A 17,279-nucleotide genomic window follows, 5' to 3' on the forward strand; every position below is an offset into this window, starting at 1 on the left:
GCATGGCACGTGTGGGGGGACGCAACTCGGCGTTCGCGTGGATCGTCGGAGTCGTCAGCGCGGCAGTCGTGGTCGCGCTCCTCGTCTTCGCGGTGCCGATGTTCCCGGCGGCGACCGGTTGGATCACGGATGCCGTCGGTCAGGCCCAGCGCGCCATCGACCCGGACGCAGCTGCACCCGTGGCATCCGAGCCGTCACCGTCGAACGGTGCGATCACGGGCTCGCAGTACTGTCGCGAGCTCTACGACGCGGCACTGTGGGCAGAACTCGACCGCGCGCCCGGCGCAGAGCGGTCGGCGACCTCCGACGCCCCTGCGTCGACGGCGACCGAGCTGGTCGCGGCGCTCGAGCCCGCGGTGACCATGACGTGTCTGTGGACATCCGAGCTGGGCGAGGTGTCGACCACCGTCGCCACGGTGCCGACGGATGCCGGGGCGATCGCCGCGGCCGCGTTGCCGCGCGACGGGTTCGAATGCGAGTCGGGCCCGGGGCGCACGCGGTGCGAGCGCACCGACGGCGACCTGCTCGAGACGATCGAGGCCCGCGGCGACACCTGGGTGTCGACGTCGCAGCATGCGTGGCATCCGACCCGCTACGCGGACGAGGTCGCGGGCGCCGTCTTCGCCGACTGATCGGCTCGGCGGGTCAGCCCCAGAGGGCGTCGACGATCGCGGCGGTGTAGCCCTGCGGCGCGAGGTTGGCGTACTGCGTGTCGATCGCGACCCCGTCGCGCCAGTAGACGGTGCGTCCCTCGGGCAGGCCGAGGGGCCCGTCCTCCCAGGTCTTCTCGCAGCGCAGTCCGTCCTCGGGCTCGTAGCAGAGGTACCCGTCGTCGACGCCGAGGAGGTACAGCGCATCGCGGGCCTCGCGCTCGGGCGCGTACCCGACGACGGTCACGAGGCGCGTCATGCTCGCGCCCGGGTCGGCCCACACGCAGACGCGGCTGCTGTCGGGCCGGATGCCGCCGCCCATCCCGGGTGCGTTCACCGGGATGCCCTCGAGGGTCGCGAGGATGTCCCCGGTCAGGATGCTCTCGCAGTCGGACGGCAGCGGCGTCGTCGACTGCGACGGGCCGAAGGGGAAGTCCGCGATCGGCACCGGGGTCGGTGTGGGTGTCGGGATGCCGGTGGTCGCCGGCGTCGTCGGGCCGGCGGCGTCGGGCTCGGGTGCACACGCGGTGATGAGAACGCCCGTCAGGGCGAGCAGCGCGACCGCCGCCGCTCGCACGATCCGCCCCGTCCCCGACATGCCCTTCACGATACGCATCGGAGCATGCTTCCCCCGCCGCGCCCCGCCGCATCCGGGGACCCGATCGGTCGCCCGCGACCGCGCGGCCCGTCGCGACGCGTCCCCCGAACGCCCGACCCGCCGCTCCGGCAGGGCTCGCCGGCGCCGACCCGGGGTCGAGACACGTCGGGGCGCCTCCGAGGGCGGCACCCATACCCGGACTACGCTCGGTCCCGCGGTGGCGGGTGCCCCGCGTGAGGAGTGACACGGCAATGAGCGATCCCACGTCTGGAGAACGCGACCGCGACGGCCGCGAGCCCGCCTACGGCGAGCCGGTCGAGGACACCACCTCGCACGAGCAGCGCCCCGCCGTCGACGAGGTCGTCGGCAACGCGAACAGCAGCCTTGCCGAGGCCGAGGCGGCCTCCCGCACGTCCGACGACCGCCCGCGCGGCGACTCGTCCTTCAGCTTCGCCGACCGCGGGTCGGACCTGAGCGTCGACTACGGCAAGTACAGCGACCCCGACGCGCCCGTCACGGCGTCCGCCGTGAGCGAGGAGCCGCTCTACCGCCCCTCCGTCGATGAGACCGAGGCAGGCCGCGCCCGCACGGACGAGGCGGATGCCGACGCCCCCCGCGCGGCGACGGCGGACGAGACCCCGACCACCGCGCACACGGCGGCCGCGCCCGCCGTCGCCACTGAGGCGTACTCGCACGCCGACCAGACGCCGTCGACGGTCACCGCGAGCGAGCCCGCCGCGCATGAGCAGCACCGTCCGGTGTCGCAGCCGGCTGCGTCCGAGTCCGGCTCCTCCGAGGCATCCGCGCCCACGGCCGTGTACTCGCAGCAGCCCATCTTCGTCCAGGCGCCAGAGGCGCCGCGCCCCCGCGGCAACCGCGGCGCCGCAGGCGCCATCGGCCTCCTGGCCGCGCTGCTGTTCGCCGTCCTCTACCTCGCTGCGGGCGTCGGCATCGCCGCCCTGAACGGTGAGGTCACCGTCGCCGATCTCGGCCAGCGTGTCCTCGACACCGTCACGACGTGGGGCTTCTGGGTCCCCGTCGTCGTCTTCTTCCTCGGATTCTGGCTGCTGGGCGCCTTCATCAACCGCGGTCGGTGGGGCCTCTGGGTGATCCTGGGTCTCCTCGTCGGCGCGGTCTCCTACGGCGGTCACCTGCTCGGGCAGCTCTTCGAGGCGCCGTTCTGGTCCATCGCGCCGTCGCAGGCCGGTCAGCTCGTGGGCGAGCAGCTGCTTGCGCCCCTGGCCGTCATCGCCTTCATCCTCGGTCGTGAGATCACGATCTGGTTCGGTGCGTGGGTCGCCGCGCGCGGCCGCCGCGTCACCGAGCTGAACGCCGAGGCGCAGCGCGAGTACGAGCGCACGCTCGAGGCCGGTCCGCAGCTCCACCAGTACTGATGTCCGCACCCGGCGACGGGGTGCGCCCGCCCGTCGCGGCGTTCTTCGCGACGGTCGGCTTCGCTGCGCTGGCGATCTGCGGCTTCGGCTTCACGAGCCTGCTGACCGACACCGACGTCCTCGCGACGCCGGGGCTCGGGCAGGGGGCGGGCATCGGCGCGATGCTGCTGGCTGCGCTCGCGTTCGCTCTCACCGCGCTCGGTGCGACGCGTCGCGGACGCTACCCCGCCGTGATCTGGGTGACGGTCGCCACGCTCGGCGGTTACCTCCTCGGCGTCGTCCTCGGCGGCGCGCTGACGGGGGTGGACATCGCCCGGGCGATCGGCGCTGCCGGGACCTTCGCGGTGTCCTGGTACACCGTGGTCCTCGTGGTGGCTGCCGTCATCGCCGCCTGGGCCGGAATCGCCCTCGTCCGCACCCGGGCCTCGCGGCCGGAGTGGCCGTGGGAGCGCGGTGACGACGAGGAATGACGGCCCGCGGCATCCATCGGCGCTGAATACCCCCGATCGGGCCGTATCTCCGCGACAATGAGAGCGTGGAGCGCTCGCTCGAGACGCAGGTGAGCCAGGCCGTCGAGGCCTGGCTCCGATGGCTGCCGCGCTGGGAGCCCGCGACGCACCGCGGGCGGGTCGCGCCATGCCGCCGATGCCTGGGGTCCCCGGTGCTCTCGGCCGCCGGGCTCGGGTCCGACGTCCCGCACGGTGTGCAGCACGGTCTGTCGACCCGGATGAAGACCATCGTCGACAATGCGGTGGCGCAGTACACGTCCGTCAACCTGCCCATGCTGCAGGCTGAGCTCGACCACCAGGCCGACCGCAACCGATCGCGCAGCTACCGTCCCGGTGAGGGCCTCGAGCCGGAGTTCGACGGTCTGCCCCTCGATCCCGACCCGGTTCCGGGCGCGCCGTTCCTGTTCACGATCTCGGGCCTCGCAGACGAAGCGGATGCCGCGGTCCCGGCGCTCCCGCCGCTCTCCGACGACGCCAAGGCGGCGCTCCGTCAGGAGGTCCGGCTCGCCGACGAGTACGCGAGCATGGTCGGGCGTGACGTGTGCACCATGCTGCTCCGGCACCGCCTGCGCATCCAGACGGCGGTCGCGCAGTACGTCGAGCCGCAGATCGCCGCGATGCTCGAAGAGCTGACGCGCTCGCTCGACGCGCCGTTCGATCGCGGCGAGGGGCTGAACGGGGTCTGAGACCCGTCCGCACGGGACTGCTCACTAGGGTGGTCCCATGAGTGTGGGTGTCGACAGCGGTGCGGGTGTCGTCCTGGGTCTTCTCGCCTTCATCCTTTCGGTCGCGGTCTACGTCTGGATCGCGTTGGCGCTGTCGGCGACCTTCCGCAAAATGGGTGAGGAGCCGTGGCGGGCCTGGGTGCCGTTCCTGAACGTCGCGACGATCCTGCGGTGGGGCGGGCTCTCGCCGTGGTTGGTGCTGTTCGCACTCGTGCCCGGGGTCGGCCCGATCGCGGTGTGGGTGCTCGTCGTCATCGCCGTGAACCGCATCAATCCGGGGTTCGGCTACGGTACCGGGCTCACGGTGCTCGCGGCGTTCCTCTTCCCGGTCTGGGCCACCCTCGTGGGGTTCGGTCCCGCGCAGTGGCGCGGCGCTCGCCCCGCCCGTCCGGTGCCCGCGGCTCCCGGCACGGCGCCCGGGGTGTCTCACGTGCTTCCGCCGCTCCCGCCGCCCGGCCTCGACGAGGCAACCTCCCGCGCGTCGGTCTTCGCCGCGCCGGCCAGCCCGGCGGACCAGCGGGCGGCCGCCGATCCGCCCGCGGCCGGGCCGTCCGTCGCCGCGCAGCCGTGGGCGCCGCCGTCGGCTCCCGCCGAGCGCCCCGTCTCCGCGGCGCCGTCGATCCCGTCCCCTGCGGCGCCGGATGCCGACGAGCAGCCCGATCCCACTGCGCCGACCCCCACCGTCCGTCCCGAATCCGCCTGGCAGAGCGACATGGACGAGGTGTCGGCAGTCTCGCCCGCGCCGTTCCCGCCGAGCGCCGCATCCGGTGCGCGTCCCTCGGTGAGCCCGCCGGTCGCAGCGGGGGAGAGCGGCATCATCTCCTCCGTCCCCGGACGGGAGGGCCACGACGCCCCGGTCACCCGCCTGCGGCCGCCGGTGGCGCCGACCGACCGCGACGACCGCGACGTCTTCCCCGAGCTCACAGGCGAGGTGTCCGCCGTCGTCGGGTCACCCGCGGCGGGGGCCCCGGTCGCGGCGACATCGTCGGTGTCGGCGCAGGAACGCGAGCGTGAGGAGCGCGCGGCAGCGGCGGCGCAGGCTCCGGCCGACGAGGATCTCGAGCGCACCGTCATCGTGCGGCGCGGACGCGTCCGCTGGGAGCTCGTTCCGCCGGCGGGGACCCCGGTTCCGCTGACCGCCGACGTCGTCATCATCGGCCGGAACCCCGCCGCCGATCCGTCTCGGCCGCACGCGCAGCTCGTCCCGATCGCCGACGCCACCCGGACGGTCTCGAAGACGCACGCCCGGCTCGAGCGCCGGGGTGACGTCTGGCACATCACCGACCTGGACTCCACGAACGGCGTGCTGCTGCCGAGCCTGCTCGGGACGGACATCGAGGTCGAATCGGGGACGGATGCCGAACTCGCCGAGCGCTTCCTCCTGGGGGATGCCTCGCTCCGCATCCAGCGCGTCGATCCCGGTGCCTGAGTGCCACCGGTGAGTCCTGGCCTCGTTTGACCGGTTCTCGTCATACCGCGTATCATTGAGCGGGTGTGCGCGCTCGCGCGCCTTGTGATGTGCCTCGGCATCGAACAGGGTGCGAGGACCCGCGCACCAGGGACAGGACCTGCGAACAGGTCACCCCCACGGCATATCCATCACCCACAGCTCGTCGCAGTCGCGGCGCGCCGATGGATCTGTGGTGAAACCACGAACGCTGTCACCGTGCAGCACCTGTGCGAGGCGAGAGCCGCGTGCAGATCGACAAGGAGAGAACGTGCCAACCATTCAGCAGTTGGTTCGCAAGGGTCGCTCGCCCAAGGTCACCAAGACCAAGGCGCCCGCCCTGAAGGCGAACCCGCAGCAGGCGGGTGTCTGCACCCGCGTGTACACGACCACGCCCAAGAAGCCGAACTCGGCCATGCGCAAGGTCGCCCGTGTGAAGCTCCGCAACGGCACCGAGGTCACCGCCTACATCCCCGGCGAGGGCCACAACCTGCAGGAGCACTCGCTCGTGCTGGTCCGCGGTGGTCGTGTGAAGGACCTCCCGGGTGTGCGTTACAAGATCGTCCGCGGCGCCCTGGACACCCAGGCTGTCAAGAACCGTAAGCAGGCTCGCAGCCGCTACGGCGCCAAGAAGGGTTGAGCTAGATGCCTCGTAAGGGACCCGCACCCCGCCGCGTCGTCGTCAACGACCCGGTCTACGGTGCTCCGATCGTCACCCAGCTGGTGAACAAGATCCTCGTCGATGGCAAGAAGTCCATCGCCGAGGCCATCGTCTACAACGCCCTCAAGGGTGTCGAGGCGAAGAACGGCCAGGACGCCGTCGCGACGCTCAAGAAGGCGCTTGACAACGTCCGCCCCACCCTCGAGGTCAAGAGCCGCCGCGTCGGTGGCTCGACCTACCAGGTTCCCGTCGAGGTCAAGCCGCACCGCGCGAACACGCTCGCGCTGCGCTGGCTCGTCTCGTACGCGAAGGGTCGCCGTGAGAAGACCATGACCGAGCGCCTCCAGAACGAGATCCTGGATGCCTCGAACGGCCTGGGTGCCGCGGTGAAGCGCCGCGAGGACACCCACAAGATGGCCGAGTCGAACCGCGCCTTCGCGCACTACCGCTGGTAATCAGCCTCCGGTGGCCGGCCGACGCACCCCGTCGGCCGGCCACCCCCTGACATCCGTCACAACAGATAAGGACACCCCGTGGCACAGGAAGTGCTCACCGACCTCAACAAGGTCCGCAACATCGGCATCATGGCGCACATCGATGCCGGCAAGACGACGACGACCGAGCGCATCCTCTTCTACACGGGTGTCAACCACAAGCTGGGCGAGACCCACGACGGTGCCTCGACCACCGACTGGATGGAGCAGGAGAAGGAGCGCGGCATCACGATCACGTCTGCCGCCGTGACCTGCTTCTGGAACAAGAACCAGATCAACATCATCGACACCCCCGGTCACGTCGACTTCACCGTCGAGGTGGAGCGCTCGCTCCGCGTCCTCGACGGCGCCGTCGCCGTCTTCGACGGCAAGGAGGGCGTCGAGCCCCAGTCAGAGACCGTGTGGCGTCAGGCCGACAAGTACGACGTCCCCCGCATCTGCTTCGTCAACAAGATGGACAAGCTGGGCGCTGACTTCTACTTCACGGTCGACACGATCGTGAAGCGCCTCGGAGCCAAGCCCCTCGTGCTGCAGCTCCCGATCGGTGCCGAGAACGACTTTGTCGGCGTCATCGACCTCGTCGAGATGCGCGCGCTGGTCTGGCCCGGCGATGCCAAGGGTGACGTCACCATGGGCGCCAAGTACGAGGTCCAGGAGATCCCCGCCGACCTCAAGGACCGTGCCGACGAGTACCGCCAGCAGCTGCTGGAGACCGTCGCCGAGTCCGATGAGGAGCTCCTCGAGAAGTTCTTCGGTGGCGAGGAGCTCTCGACCGCCGAGATCAAGGGCGCCATCCGCAAGATGACCGTCGCCGGCGAGCTCTACCCCGTGCTCTGCGGCTCCGCGTTCAAGAACCGCGGCGTTCAGCCGATGCTCGACGCGGTCGTCGACTACCTGCCCTCGCCCCTCGACGTGCCCGCCATCGAGGCGCACGACCCGAAGGACGAGGAGAAGGTCATCGAGCGTCACCCCGACGCCAACGACCCGTTCGCCGCGCTGGCCTTCAAGGTCGCCGTGCACCCGTTCTTCGGTCGCCTGACCTACATCCGCGTCTACTCGGGTCAGCTCGACTCGGGTGCGCAGGTCATCAACTCGACCAAGGGCAAGAAGGAGCGCATCGGGAAGATCTTCCAGATGCACGCCAACAAGGAGAACCCGGTCGACGCGGTCACCGCGGGCAACATCTACGCCGTCATCGGCCTGAAGGACACCACCACCGGTGACACCCTGGCTGACCCGGCCGAGCCCGTCGTCCTCGAGTCCATGACGTTCCCCGAGCCCGTCATCGAGGTCGCGATCGAGCCGAAGACCAAGGCCGACCAGGAGAAGCTGGGTGTCGCCATCCAGAAGCTCGCCGAAGAGGACCCGACGTTCCGCACGGAGCTCAACCCCGAGACCGGCCAGACCGTCATCAAGGGCATGGGCGAGCTGCACCTCGACATCCTCGTGGACCGCATGAAGCGCGAGTTCCGCGTCGAGGCCAACGTCGGCAAGCCGCAGGTCGCGTACCGCGAGACGATCAAGAAGACCGTCGAGCGTCACGACTACACGCACAAGAAGCAGACCGGTGGTTCGGGTCAGTTCGCGAAGATCCAGTTCGCCCTCGAGCCCCTCGAGGTCACGCCGGACAAGATCTACGAGTTCGAGAACAAGGTCACCGGTGGCCGCATCCCGCGCGAGTACATCGAGCCCACCAACCAGGGCTTCCAGGACGCCATGCAGGTCGGCGTGCTCGCCGGCTTCCCCATGGTGGGCGTCAAGGCGATCCTGACCGATGGTGCGTCGCACGACGTCGACTCGTCCGAGATGGCGTTCAAGATCGCCGGCTCGATGGGCTTCAAGGAGGCCGTCCGCAAGGCGAACCCCGTGCTCCTCGAGCCGCTCATGGCGGTCGAGGTCCGTACTCCCGAGGAGTACATGGGCGACGTCATCGGCGACCTGAACTCGCGTCGTGGCCAGATCCAGTCCATGGAGGACGGTGCGGGCATCAAGATCGTGCGCGCGCTCGTCCCCCTGTCGGAGATGTTCGGCTACATCGGTGACCTGCGCTCGAAGACCTCGGGTCGTGCGGTCTACGCGATGGAGTTCGACAGCTACTCCGAGGTCCCCCGTGCGGTGGCCGACGAGATCGTCCAGAAGACCAAGGGCGAGTAACACCGCTCTTCGGATGCCGGGGGCCCGGCCCTCGGCATCCGCCCAAACTGAATATCGTCACGTCAACTACACTGACAACATCCCCGTAGAAGCTCGGTCGCAATCCAGCGCCCGGATGACTACACGACAGTCCTGAGGAGGACCCAGTGGCCAAGGCCAAGTTCGAGCGGACCAAGCCGCACGTCAACATCGGAACGATCGGTCACGTCGACCACGGCAAGACCACGCTCACCGCTGCCATCTCGAAGGTGCTCGCCGACAAGTTCCCGTCGGCCACCAACGTGCAGCGTGACTTCGCGTCGATCGACTCGGCTCCCGAAGAGCGTCAGCGTGGTATCACGATCAACATCTCGCACGTCGAGTACGAGACCCCGAAGCGTCACTACGCACACGTCGACGCCCCGGGTCACGCTGACTACATCAAGAACATGATCACCGGTGCTGCCCAGATGGACGGCGCGATCCTCGTGGTCGCCGCCACCGACGGCCCGATGGCGCAGACGCGCGAGCACGTCCTGCTCGCCAAGCAGGTCGGCGTGCCGTACCTGATGGTCGCGCTCAACAAGGCCGACATGGTCGACGACGAGGAGATCCTGGAGCTCGTCGAGCTCGAGGTCTCCGAGCTCCTCGCCTCGCAGGGATTCGCTGAGGACGCCCCGGTCGTCCGCGTCTCGGGCCTCAAGGCGCTCGAGGGCGACGAGAAGTGGGTCCAGTCGATCCTCGACCTCATGGAGGCCGCGGACGAGAACATCCCCGACCCCGTGCGTGACAAGGACAAGCCGTTCCTCATGCCGATCGAGGACGTCTTCACGATCACCGGTCGTGGCACGGTCGTCACCGGTCGCGCCGAGCGTGGCACGCTCGCCATCAACTCCGAGGTCGAGATCGTCGGCATCCGCCCGACGCAGAAGACCACGGTCACGGGTATCGAGATGTTCCACAAGCAGCTCGACGAGGCGTGGGCCGGCGAGAACTGTGGTCTGCTCCTCCGTGGTCTCAAGCGCGACGACGTCGAGCGCGGCCAGGTTGTCGTGAAGCCGGGTTCGGTCACGCCGCACACCAACTTCGAGGGCACTGCCTACATCCTCTCGAAGGAGGAGGGTGGCCGTCACAACCCCTTCTACACGAACTACCGCCCGCAGTTCTACTTCCGCACCACGGACGTCACCGGCGTCATCTCGCTGCCCGAGGGCACCGAGATGGTCATGCCCGGTGACACGACGGACATGACGGTGGAGCTCATCCAGCCCATCGCCATGGAAGACGGACTCGGCTTCGCAATCCGTGAGGGTGGCCGCACCGTCGGCGCCGGCACGGTGACCAAGATCATCAAGTAAGTCCTCGGACTTCATCGACAAGGGTCGGGCCTTCGGGCCCGGCCCTTCGTCGTTGATGCACAGACCGGTTTCTCCATTTGTTAGGCTGACCCGGATCGTGATCGGGAGCGAGGCTTCTGCGCGAGTCCGCTGGGGGGCGGATCTCCCTCCCATGAGCCCAAAAGGAACCCGCATCGTGTCGGCATCGCTTCGCCCTGTCCATCTCTCTCGAAGAACTCGCCTTCGCAGCCTGGCTGCCGTCGTCATCGGAGCACTCGCCGCGGGATCGGTCGTCGCGACCGCGTCCGACGACGCTTCTGCGGCCGGTCCGATGGCGAGCTCCGGAATCGTCGCCGGGGCGACGTCGGCGTCCTCGGTCGCCCTGCCCCGCACGGCCCGCGCGGCTGGTGCCGTCACCGGCTGGAAGCTCGCCGGAGCCGAGACCATCGCCGAAGTGTGGCCCGAAGCGGGTCGGGCGCAGAACGGCAGCGTGTCGCTCGGCATCGACGCCCCGTACGTGCCGGCCAAGCGCACCGCGGCATCTGCCGCCGTCCGCGTCACGCCGTCGACGTCGTACACCTTCGAGGCGTACGTGCGGGTCATGTCGAAGACGGCGAAGTCCGTGCCGGCGTGGTTCGCGATCGGAAGCACCGCCGTCACCCTGCCGAAGGTCAACGCATCGTGGAAGCGCGTGACCGGGACGATCACCACCGGCGCCGACGCGACGTCCACGACTGTCGCAGTGCGGGTGTCCAAGGCGGTCCGCGGTCTGTCGATCGACAACGTGCGCCTGTACGCGTCCGCCGACCCGGCGAAGAAGAATGTGGTGCCGAACGGGTCGTTCGAGACGGTGACGGGCGCGAAGCGCATCGCCAACACGTCGCTCGTGATGACGACGCCGACGGCGGCGATCGCCGTGGCGCAGCCCGCCGGTCGCATCACCTGGGAGGTCTCGCGCAGCGGCAAGCGGATCAAATCCGGCACGCTCTCGAGGACCGGTGCGCTGACCGCCGTCTCGCTGAGCGGCGTCTCGCAGGGCTACTACACCTTCAAGGTGCGGGGGAGCGACGGAAAGCTGACCTCGACTCCCATCGCGATCGTCGACAGCCCGAACGCCTGGATCACGCCCGACTCGCGCTTCGGGGTCGGCACGCACGTTGAGAACGCCACGTACAAGGATGCGGCCCGGCACGCCCGCACCCTCGGACTCACCGGCATCCGGAACGACGTCTTCTGGAACGGGGTCGAGACCAAGAAGGGCGTGTACGACTTCGGACCGTACGAGGCGCCGTTCACGCGTGCCCGCCTGCAGGGTCTCGACATCATCGGGATCGCCGGGTACGGCAACCCGCTCTACGGTGCGGCGAACGCGGCGGCTCCTCGGAACTCGACCGGCGTCAAGGCATACGGCAAGTATGCGGCGGCCATCGCGAAGCGCTTCACGCTGAGCGGTCTCGAGGTCTACAACGAGTTCAACCACCCGCCGAAGAACACGTCCGGGTGCACCAGCCCGTCGTGCTATCTGCCCCTCCTCAAGGAGGTCGATGCATCCGTGGGCAAGGTCAAGCCGTCGCTCCCGATCATCGCCGGTGCCACCGCTCGTTACCCTGCCTCGTGGTTCCGCGACCTGTGGAAAAGGGGCGGCCTCCGCAACGCGAACGTCATGAGCTTCCATCCCTACGAGATCACTGGCAAGCCCCACGAGCTTGGCGGTATCGTCCGCAATGCTCGGTCGGACATGCAGAAGTACGGCGGCACCACGCGTCCCGTGTGGATCACGGAGCTGGGAACGTCGTCCCGCACCGGCAACCGCACGACGACGCAGCAGGCGTCGATTCTCGTGCAGGCGGCCGTATCGGGGTTCGCGACGGGCGCCCGCAAGTTCTATTGGTATGACCTCATCAACGACACTCCCAACGCGGCGGATCAGGAGGGCAACTTCGGTCTCTACTCGAACCCTGCGAAGAGCCCCGCGGCGCTCGCGCCGAAGCCGGGAGCATTCGCGCAGGCGCTGCTCATCACGCAGCTCGGCGGCCGCTCGTACCGCTCGACCGAGTACCTCGGGTCGGGTGTCGTGACGAAGTCGTTCGGGACGTCCTCCAACCTCGTCCGCGTGGTGTGGGCGCCGGAGGGCAAGAAGATGGCGACGATCCGCACGTCGAAGCCCGTCGTCGTGGTCGGATTCGACGGTGTGAAGCGCACGGTCAAGCCGAGCAACGGTGTCGTCCGAATCTCCGCGACCACGCAGCCGGTCTTCGTCCGGAGCGGCGCAGCGACAGCGGGGGTCACTCGCTGAGCGCGTGAGGTCACCAGCGAGAGGGTCGGGCCTACGAGCGCGGCCCTCTCGTCGTCGGCAAGGGGGTGCGATGCCTCATCGGGCGTCCTAGACTGACCGCGCCGCGGACGCCGCGGCGCTTTGACGTACCGGATGAAGGGAACCCTATGGGCATCGACGACGTCGTCAATAAGGGCAAGCAGTTCCTCGAGCAGCACAAGGAAGAGATCGACCGCAACCTGAAGTCCGACAAGGCGGAGGATGTCAGCGACAAGGTGCTCGACGCCGCAGCGGAGTTCGTGAAGAAGGTCGCGCCGGATTCCGTCGACGCGAAGGTCGACGAGGTCCGCGACAACGTGGATCGACGCATCGGCAACGAGTAAGCCTGCGTGCGAGGGGCCGGATGCGGACGCGTCCGGCCCTTCGTCTTGTCCGGAGGTGTTCGGAAAATGGGGCTGGTCGGGTGCTCGGCGTGCGGTCTGCGAGAATGAGGTGTTGTACCAAGGGGGAGTGCATGGGGTTTTCGCTTGTCTGCGCGATGTGTCACGCGGGGCTGTCCGGTGACGATGCCGCAGGCGGCATCCGCTGATGGCGGGCATCCTGGTCCATGAGTGGCTGTCGCCCCGTGGAGGATCTGAGAACGTCTTCGAGGTGCTGGGTGAAACCTTTCCCGACGCGGAGCGCTGGTGCCTGTGGAATGCGAGCGAGGGGCGGTTCTCTGATGTACAGGAGACCTGGCTTGCGCGCACTCCGCTGAAGGGACGGAAGGCACTGTCTGTACCGCTGATGCCGCTTGCCTGGCGTTCCCTGCCAGCGCGTGACGCCGACTGGGTGCTCACCAGCAGTCACGCGTTCGCCCATCACGCGAAGTTCCGCGGGTCCGCGCGAGACGCCCCGAAGTTCGTCTACGCGCACACGCCGGCACGGTATGTATGGGTCCCGGAGGCCGATGGCCGCGGTGACGGGTTCGCAGCCCGCACGCTCTCCACCATGCTGAAGCCGCTCGATCGTCGCCGGGCGCAGGAGCCCACGGCGATCGCCGCGAACAGCCGGTTCGTCGCACAGCGCATCGCCGACACCTGGGAGCGGGAGGCGTCAGTCATCCACCCCCCGGTCGATGTCGCGCGGTTCGCCGTGCCTCGTCACCTCACCGATGCGGATCAGCGGATCCTCGACGGGCTCCCGGCCTCCTTCATCCTCGGTGCGTCACGGTTCGTGCCGTACAAGCAGCTGGAACAGGCCATTCACGCCGGGTCGGCGTCGGGATCGCCGGTCGTGCTCGCCGGTGGGGGGCCCGATGAAGCGCGGTTGCGGGAGCTGGCGTCGGAGGCGGGCGTTTCGGTGATCTTCGTGATCGACCCGTCGCAGGAGCTTCTGGCGGCGATCTACGAGAAGGCTGCAGTCCTCGTGTTCGCCGCCGTCGAGGATTTCGGGATCATGCCCGTCGAGGCGATGGCGGCCGGAACCCCCGTCATCGTCAACACCGAGGGTGGGGCCGGTGAGTCTGTCGTGGACGGCGTGACCGGCGTTCACCTGGGAGAGTGGCAACGAGCACCCTTAGCCGACGCCGTGGCGAAGGCGCTCTCGTTGAACACGGATGACTGCCGTTCGCGAGCACGGGAGTTCTCCGTCCCGGCCTTCGAGGAGCGGGTCAGCGAATGGTTGAGCGCCCGGCTGGCGGATCTGAAATGACCTCGGGTACGCCGTCCCTGAAAATCGACACCCGGTGGGACGGCAGTCACGGGATCGGGCGCTACGCACGCGAGGTCGTGTCCCGGCTGGCGGTGCCCTGGGAGGACCTGGGCGCTATGGGATCGCCGTCCTCGCCGAGGGAGGCGTGGCGTCGAGATGCGGGTCTCGCGTCGTCTGACGTCGTCTATTCGCCTGGGTACAACGCTTCGCGGGTCTCGCGCGCGCTGCAGCTCGTCACCGTCCACGACCTGATTCACATGGCGGTCGGTGGTCCGAAGGGTGCGCTCTATCGCGTCTACTACGACGCCGTCGTGAAGCCGATCATCAAGCGGGCACGGTCTGTCATTACCGTGTCTGAGACATCCGCTTCAGCGATCCGGCAGTGGGTCGACGACGACCACGTCGAAGTCGTCAATGCCGGCATCGGAGTGTCGGATGCGTTCGTTCCGGACGGACCGGTGTTCGAGGCGGAAAGGCCGTACGTGATGTACGTCGGAAATCTGCGCGCGCACAAGAACACGGCGACGCTCTTCGAAGCCGTCGCGCACACCGACTTCGCCCTGACGTTGCTCCTCCCGTCCGCTGAGCACGAGGCCGCATCGCACGCGGCCGAAGCGGCAGGCATCGCCCATCGGTGCGAGATCCTCAGCGGCGTCTCCGACGGCGAGCTCGCGCGCCTCTACCGTGGCGCATCGGTGACCGCCATGCCGTCGCTCGTCGAAGGCTTCGGTCTGCCTGCCCTCGAAAGCTCGATGTCTGGCACCTCCGTCGTCTACTGGTCGGGCTGCGCGGCGGTCGCGGAGAGCGCCGGGGCTTCGGGAGTACCCGTCGCCAGTGCGACCGATGCTCGCGAGTGGGCCGCGACGCTCGTCGCGGCCGCACACGCCGGCCCCTCGGTGCGCGGCGATCGCGCGAGCTTCGACTGGGAGCGGACCTCTCACGTCGTCGGGAAGGCTCTTCTGTCCGTGGGGGCATCTGTCTCGGGGCGCCGTCCGTGACGCGCGGGGGCGAAGCCGGGCTGACCGGAAGACTCATCTCCTTCTCCACCTTGCCGTTCATTTCGCTCGTCATACCGCTCATCGCGCTGCCCATCGTGGCCCGAGTCGGGGGAGTGGACACATGGGCGGCGCTGACCGTAGGGCAGGCCCTCGGTGGGTACGCGGTCGCCGTGTCCTTCGCGGGCTGGAATGTCCTCGGAACGCCTCGGATCGCGCTGGCGAAGCCGGAGGCCCGGCGGCCGCTGTACGAGCTCTCGTTCGCGGTGAGGCTGTGTGTGTTCGCCGTGATCGCTCCGATCGCAGCCCTCGTCGGCTGGCTGATCGCTCCCGACGGCGGCAAGGTGATGGCGGTGTTCGCGGTGATCTCGTCCGCGCTCCCCGGCCTCGGCGTCGCGTGGTACGCCGTGGGGGCGTCGTCGCCGATGATCATCGCAAAGTATGAACTGGTGCCCCGCGCGATCGCGTCGGTGGCTTCGATTCCCCTTGTGTTGCTGACGGGCGTCGTGGAGATCTACGTCATCTGCTTGGTGATAGGCCCTCTCCTCGGTCTCGTTGTTTTCAACGTCAAGGAGGTCGGTCGTGCTGTGCCGCCCTGGCCAGGACGATCGCAGATCACGGAGAACATGCGGGATCACCGAGGCGCCTGGATGCTCGAGGCATCCGGAAATCTGTATGCCGGCGCACCTGTGCCGATCGCGGGCGCGCTGTCGTCGCCGGCGCTCGCTGCGAGTTACGGGTCTGCCGACAAGGTCTACAGGTACGCCCTGTTCTCCGTCGTCGCTTTCGGAAACGCATTGCAAGGCTGGGTGCTGGGGACACCGTCGCGCCGCTCGCGGCACACCACGGCGATCGTCCTGATGGCTACCCTCGGCGTGCTCGGCGGATCAGTGATCGCCTTCGGCGGCAGTGCTCTGTCCGCGCTCCTGTTCGGCGCGAAGGTGGCTGCGACGTCCGACACGATGCTCTGGCTCGGGCTCGCTTTCGCGGCGGTGGCGATGTCGACTCCCCTCATTCGCAATGTCCTGGTGCCTTCACGGCGCGAGAAGCAGGTGCTCATCGCGACTCTCTGCAGCGCGGTGGTTGGCGTGACGAGCATGGTCATCCTCGGCCTTGCCTGGGGCTCCGCGGGTGTCTCGGCAGGGCTTGCCATCAGCGAGTGCACGACCCTGGCGGCCTGTGTCGCGCTGGTCGCAACTCGCAACCGAACGCGACCATCGTCCGGAAGCGAGCAGCCCGCATGACGGAATCCGATGGTCGCAGCCGCCGCGTTCACATCCTCCTCCTCGGACCGTCCGCGACGCCGGTCGGTGGATACAAAGTGGCGTACGAGTACGCGAATGCCCTTACCGAAGCGGGCGAACGTGTCACGGTATGGCACAGCACGGCCTTCTTCGCCGAGATGGTGGAGGGCAGTCGCGTTATCAAGCGTGCGAAAGCGCACGTGAGGTCTTTCCTCTCTCGTCTCTCCTTCCGGCGAGGGCTCGCACCGTGGATGACTGTCCATCCGGCTGTGACGATGCGGCTGACGGGCGGTCTCCCTCGGCCGCGTGTGCAGGCCGGCGACATCGTTCTCGCGACCGCTGTCGAGACGGTCCGTCACGCGGCCCGCATCGCTCGAGCTGGCGATGCTGCTTCGGTCGCACTCATGCAGCACTTCGAGACCTGGGCCGCGAGTGGCGATCAGATCATCGAGGCCATGCGTGAGGTCGATGTCCGTGTGGTGATCGCGCCCTGGCTCGGGGAGATTCTCGCCGCGCACGGTATGGCGTCTGTTCTCCTGCCCAACGCGATCGATGCGGGCGCGTTTCCGCTCGGACCACCACTGGATCGTCGCGGGGAGGTCGTGCTCACGCTGCTGTCCCGACACAGCTATAAGAGGCCGGACGTCGTGATCGCGGCGCTGCAACAGATCCATGAGCGTCTTCCGTCCGCACGACTGGTCGCATTCGGCCAGGACGAGCGGCCGACAGACCTCGCCGACTACGTCCAATACACGCGAGACCCCGCACCGCCCGAGCTTCGGTCGTTGTATCAGCAGGCGACGGTCTACATGTGCGGCAGCGACGCCGAAGGCTGGCACCTGCCGCCGGCCGAAGCGACCCTCAGCGGCGCGTCGGTCGTGTCGACCGATATCGGCGGAGTTCGTGTGTCCATGGAGAGCGACGCGCTGTACGCGCCGACGGGAGACGCCGCTCGGCTGGCTGAGCTCGTCGTGGTTGCGCTTCGGCAACGCGCGGAGTCGCAGGAGCGCGCGGACCGGGCACGTGAAAGACTCGTCGCCAGGACGCTCAGGGGAAATGCGCTCCTCTTGTCTCAGGCCTTCGATCGAGCGCGGGGGAAAGAATGATCGGGTCGGCTGCTTCGTT

16 protein-coding genes are annotated in these 17,279 nt (G+C 68.6%); 15 read left to right on the forward strand and 1 reads right to left on the reverse strand.

The features are described 5' to 3' along the window. The first annotated feature begins 2 nt into the window (after positions 1-2). Complete coding sequence (locus tag KZX17_RS06445) at positions 3-632, forward strand: hypothetical protein (RefSeq protein ID WP_248170035.1); 630 nt, start codon at positions 3-5, stop codon at positions 630-632. A 13-nt stretch (positions 633-645) separates the two neighbouring features. Here KZX17_RS06445 and KZX17_RS06450 read toward each other — a convergent pair whose 3' ends face one another. Continuing rightward, positions 646-1,266: a hypothetical protein gene (locus KZX17_RS06450; protein WP_248170034.1), complete on the reverse strand. Its 621-nt coding sequence runs from the start codon at positions 1,264-1,266 to the stop codon at positions 646-648. Between the two features lie 233 nt (positions 1,267-1,499). On the opposite strand from KZX17_RS06450, the gene KZX17_RS06455 reads away from it, so the two are divergent. The 14 genes from KZX17_RS06455 to KZX17_RS06520 all read left to right on the forward strand — a co-directional run bounded on the left by KZX17_RS06455 (position 1,500) and on the right by KZX17_RS06520 (position 17,260). Continuing rightward, on the forward strand, positions 1,500-2,642 hold the full coding sequence (locus KZX17_RS06455) for an ABC transporter (RefSeq protein ID WP_248170033.1): 1,143 nt from the start codon (positions 1,500-1,502) through the stop codon (positions 2,640-2,642). Next, complete coding sequence (locus tag KZX17_RS06460) at positions 2,642-3,112, forward strand: DUF6121 family protein (RefSeq protein ID WP_248170032.1); 471 nt, start codon at positions 2,642-2,644, stop codon at positions 3,110-3,112. The genes KZX17_RS06455 and KZX17_RS06460 overlap by 1 nt, the downstream gene beginning before the upstream one ends. Before the next feature lie 65 nt (positions 3,113-3,177). Then, entirely contained in the window at positions 3,178-3,837 is a 660-nt protein-coding gene (locus KZX17_RS06465; protein ID WP_248170031.1) for a spermidine/putrescine ABC transporter substrate-binding protein, read from the forward strand. A 37-nt stretch (positions 3,838-3,874) separates the two neighbouring features. Then, a complete protein-coding gene (locus KZX17_RS06470) occupies positions 3,875-5,305 on the forward strand; it encodes a DUF5684 domain-containing protein (protein WP_248170030.1) in 1,431 nt (476 codons plus the stop codon). A gap of 289 nt (positions 5,306-5,594) precedes the next feature. Further along, positions 5,595-5,963 (forward strand): 30S ribosomal protein S12, encoded by a 369-nt coding sequence (gene rpsL / locus KZX17_RS06475; protein ID WP_018187369.1) that lies wholly within the window; start codon positions 5,595-5,597, stop codon positions 5,961-5,963. A 5-nt stretch (positions 5,964-5,968) separates the two neighbouring features. Beyond that, complete coding sequence (rpsG, locus tag KZX17_RS06480) at positions 5,969-6,439, forward strand: 30S ribosomal protein S7 (protein ID WP_018187368.1); 471 nt, start codon at positions 5,969-5,971, stop codon at positions 6,437-6,439. Positions 6,440-6,517: 78 nt separating this feature from the next. After that, positions 6,518-8,632, forward strand: a complete 2,115-nt coding sequence (gene fusA / locus KZX17_RS06485) for an elongation factor G (RefSeq protein WP_308194476.1) — start codon at positions 6,518-6,520, stop codon at positions 8,630-8,632. A 146-nt stretch (positions 8,633-8,778) separates the two neighbouring features. After that, complete coding sequence (gene tuf / locus KZX17_RS06490; RefSeq protein WP_018187366.1) at positions 8,779-9,969, forward strand: elongation factor Tu; 1,191 nt, start codon at positions 8,779-8,781, stop codon at positions 9,967-9,969. A gap of 310 nt (positions 9,970-10,279) precedes the next feature. Further along, complete coding sequence (locus KZX17_RS06495) at positions 10,280-12,244, forward strand: hypothetical protein (RefSeq protein WP_248170029.1); 1,965 nt, start codon at positions 10,280-10,282, stop codon at positions 12,242-12,244. A gap of 146 nt (positions 12,245-12,390) precedes the next feature. After that, positions 12,391-12,606 carry an Rv0909 family putative TA system antitoxin gene (locus KZX17_RS06500; RefSeq protein ID WP_248170028.1) on the forward strand — a complete coding sequence of 72 codons (216 nt, stop codon included), beginning with the start codon at positions 12,391-12,393 and terminating at the stop codon, positions 12,604-12,606. A 205-nt stretch (positions 12,607-12,811) separates the two neighbouring features. Further along, entirely contained in the window at positions 12,812-13,915 is a 1,104-nt protein-coding gene (locus KZX17_RS06505) for a glycosyltransferase (RefSeq protein ID WP_248170027.1), read from the forward strand. Beyond that, entirely contained in the window at positions 13,912-14,913 is a 1,002-nt protein-coding gene (locus KZX17_RS06510; protein ID WP_248170026.1) for a glycosyltransferase, read from the forward strand. Before KZX17_RS06505 ends, KZX17_RS06510 begins: the two co-directional genes overlap by 4 nt. Further along, positions 14,910-16,154, forward strand: coding sequence for a lipopolysaccharide biosynthesis protein (locus KZX17_RS06515; protein WP_248170025.1), 1,245 nt, complete (start codon positions 14,910-14,912; stop codon positions 16,152-16,154). Before KZX17_RS06510 ends, KZX17_RS06515 begins: the two co-directional genes overlap by 4 nt. Beyond that, positions 16,151-17,260, forward strand: a complete 1,110-nt coding sequence (locus KZX17_RS06520) for a glycosyltransferase family 4 protein (protein WP_248170024.1) — start codon at positions 16,151-16,153, stop codon at positions 17,258-17,260. Before KZX17_RS06515 ends, KZX17_RS06520 begins: the two co-directional genes overlap by 4 nt. Positions 17,261-17,279 lie beyond the last annotated feature (19 nt).

The sequence above is a fragment of the Microbacterium sp. EYE_78 genome (assembly GCF_023149035.1).
Taxonomy (GTDB): Bacteria; Actinomycetota; Actinomycetes; order Actinomycetales; family Microbacteriaceae; genus Microbacterium.

Bases quoted from the DNA above. Each gene is read 5' to 3' on its own strand.
- KZX17_RS06445 (WP_248170035.1), top strand. From the start codon at position 3: ATGGCACGTGTGGGGGGACGCAACTCGGCGTTCGCGTGGATCGTCGGA.
- KZX17_RS06450 (WP_248170034.1), bottom strand. From the start codon at position 1,266: ATGCGTATCGTGAAGGGCATGTCGGGGACGGGGCGGATCGTGCGAGCG.
- KZX17_RS06455 (WP_248170033.1), top strand. From the start codon at position 1,500: ATGAGCGATCCCACGTCTGGAGAACGCGACCGCGACGGCCGCGAGCCC.
- KZX17_RS06460 (WP_248170032.1), top strand. From the start codon at position 2,642: ATGTCCGCACCCGGCGACGGGGTGCGCCCGCCCGTCGCGGCGTTCTTC.
- KZX17_RS06470 (WP_248170030.1), top strand. From the start codon at position 3,875: ATGAGTGTGGGTGTCGACAGCGGTGCGGGTGTCGTCCTGGGTCTTCTC.
- rpsG (WP_018187368.1), top strand. From the start codon at position 5,969: ATGCCTCGTAAGGGACCCGCACCCCGCCGCGTCGTCGTCAACGACCCG.
- KZX17_RS06495 (WP_248170029.1), top strand. From the start codon at position 10,280: ATGGCGAGCTCCGGAATCGTCGCCGGGGCGACGTCGGCGTCCTCGGTC.
- KZX17_RS06500 (WP_248170028.1), top strand. From the start codon at position 12,391: ATGGGCATCGACGACGTCGTCAATAAGGGCAAGCAGTTCCTCGAGCAG.
- KZX17_RS06505 (WP_248170027.1), top strand. From the start codon at position 12,812: ATGGCGGGCATCCTGGTCCATGAGTGGCTGTCGCCCCGTGGAGGATCT.
- KZX17_RS06510 (WP_248170026.1), top strand. From the start codon at position 13,912: ATGACCTCGGGTACGCCGTCCCTGAAAATCGACACCCGGTGGGACGGC.
- KZX17_RS06520 (WP_248170024.1), top strand. From the start codon at position 16,151: ATGACGGAATCCGATGGTCGCAGCCGCCGCGTTCACATCCTCCTCCTC.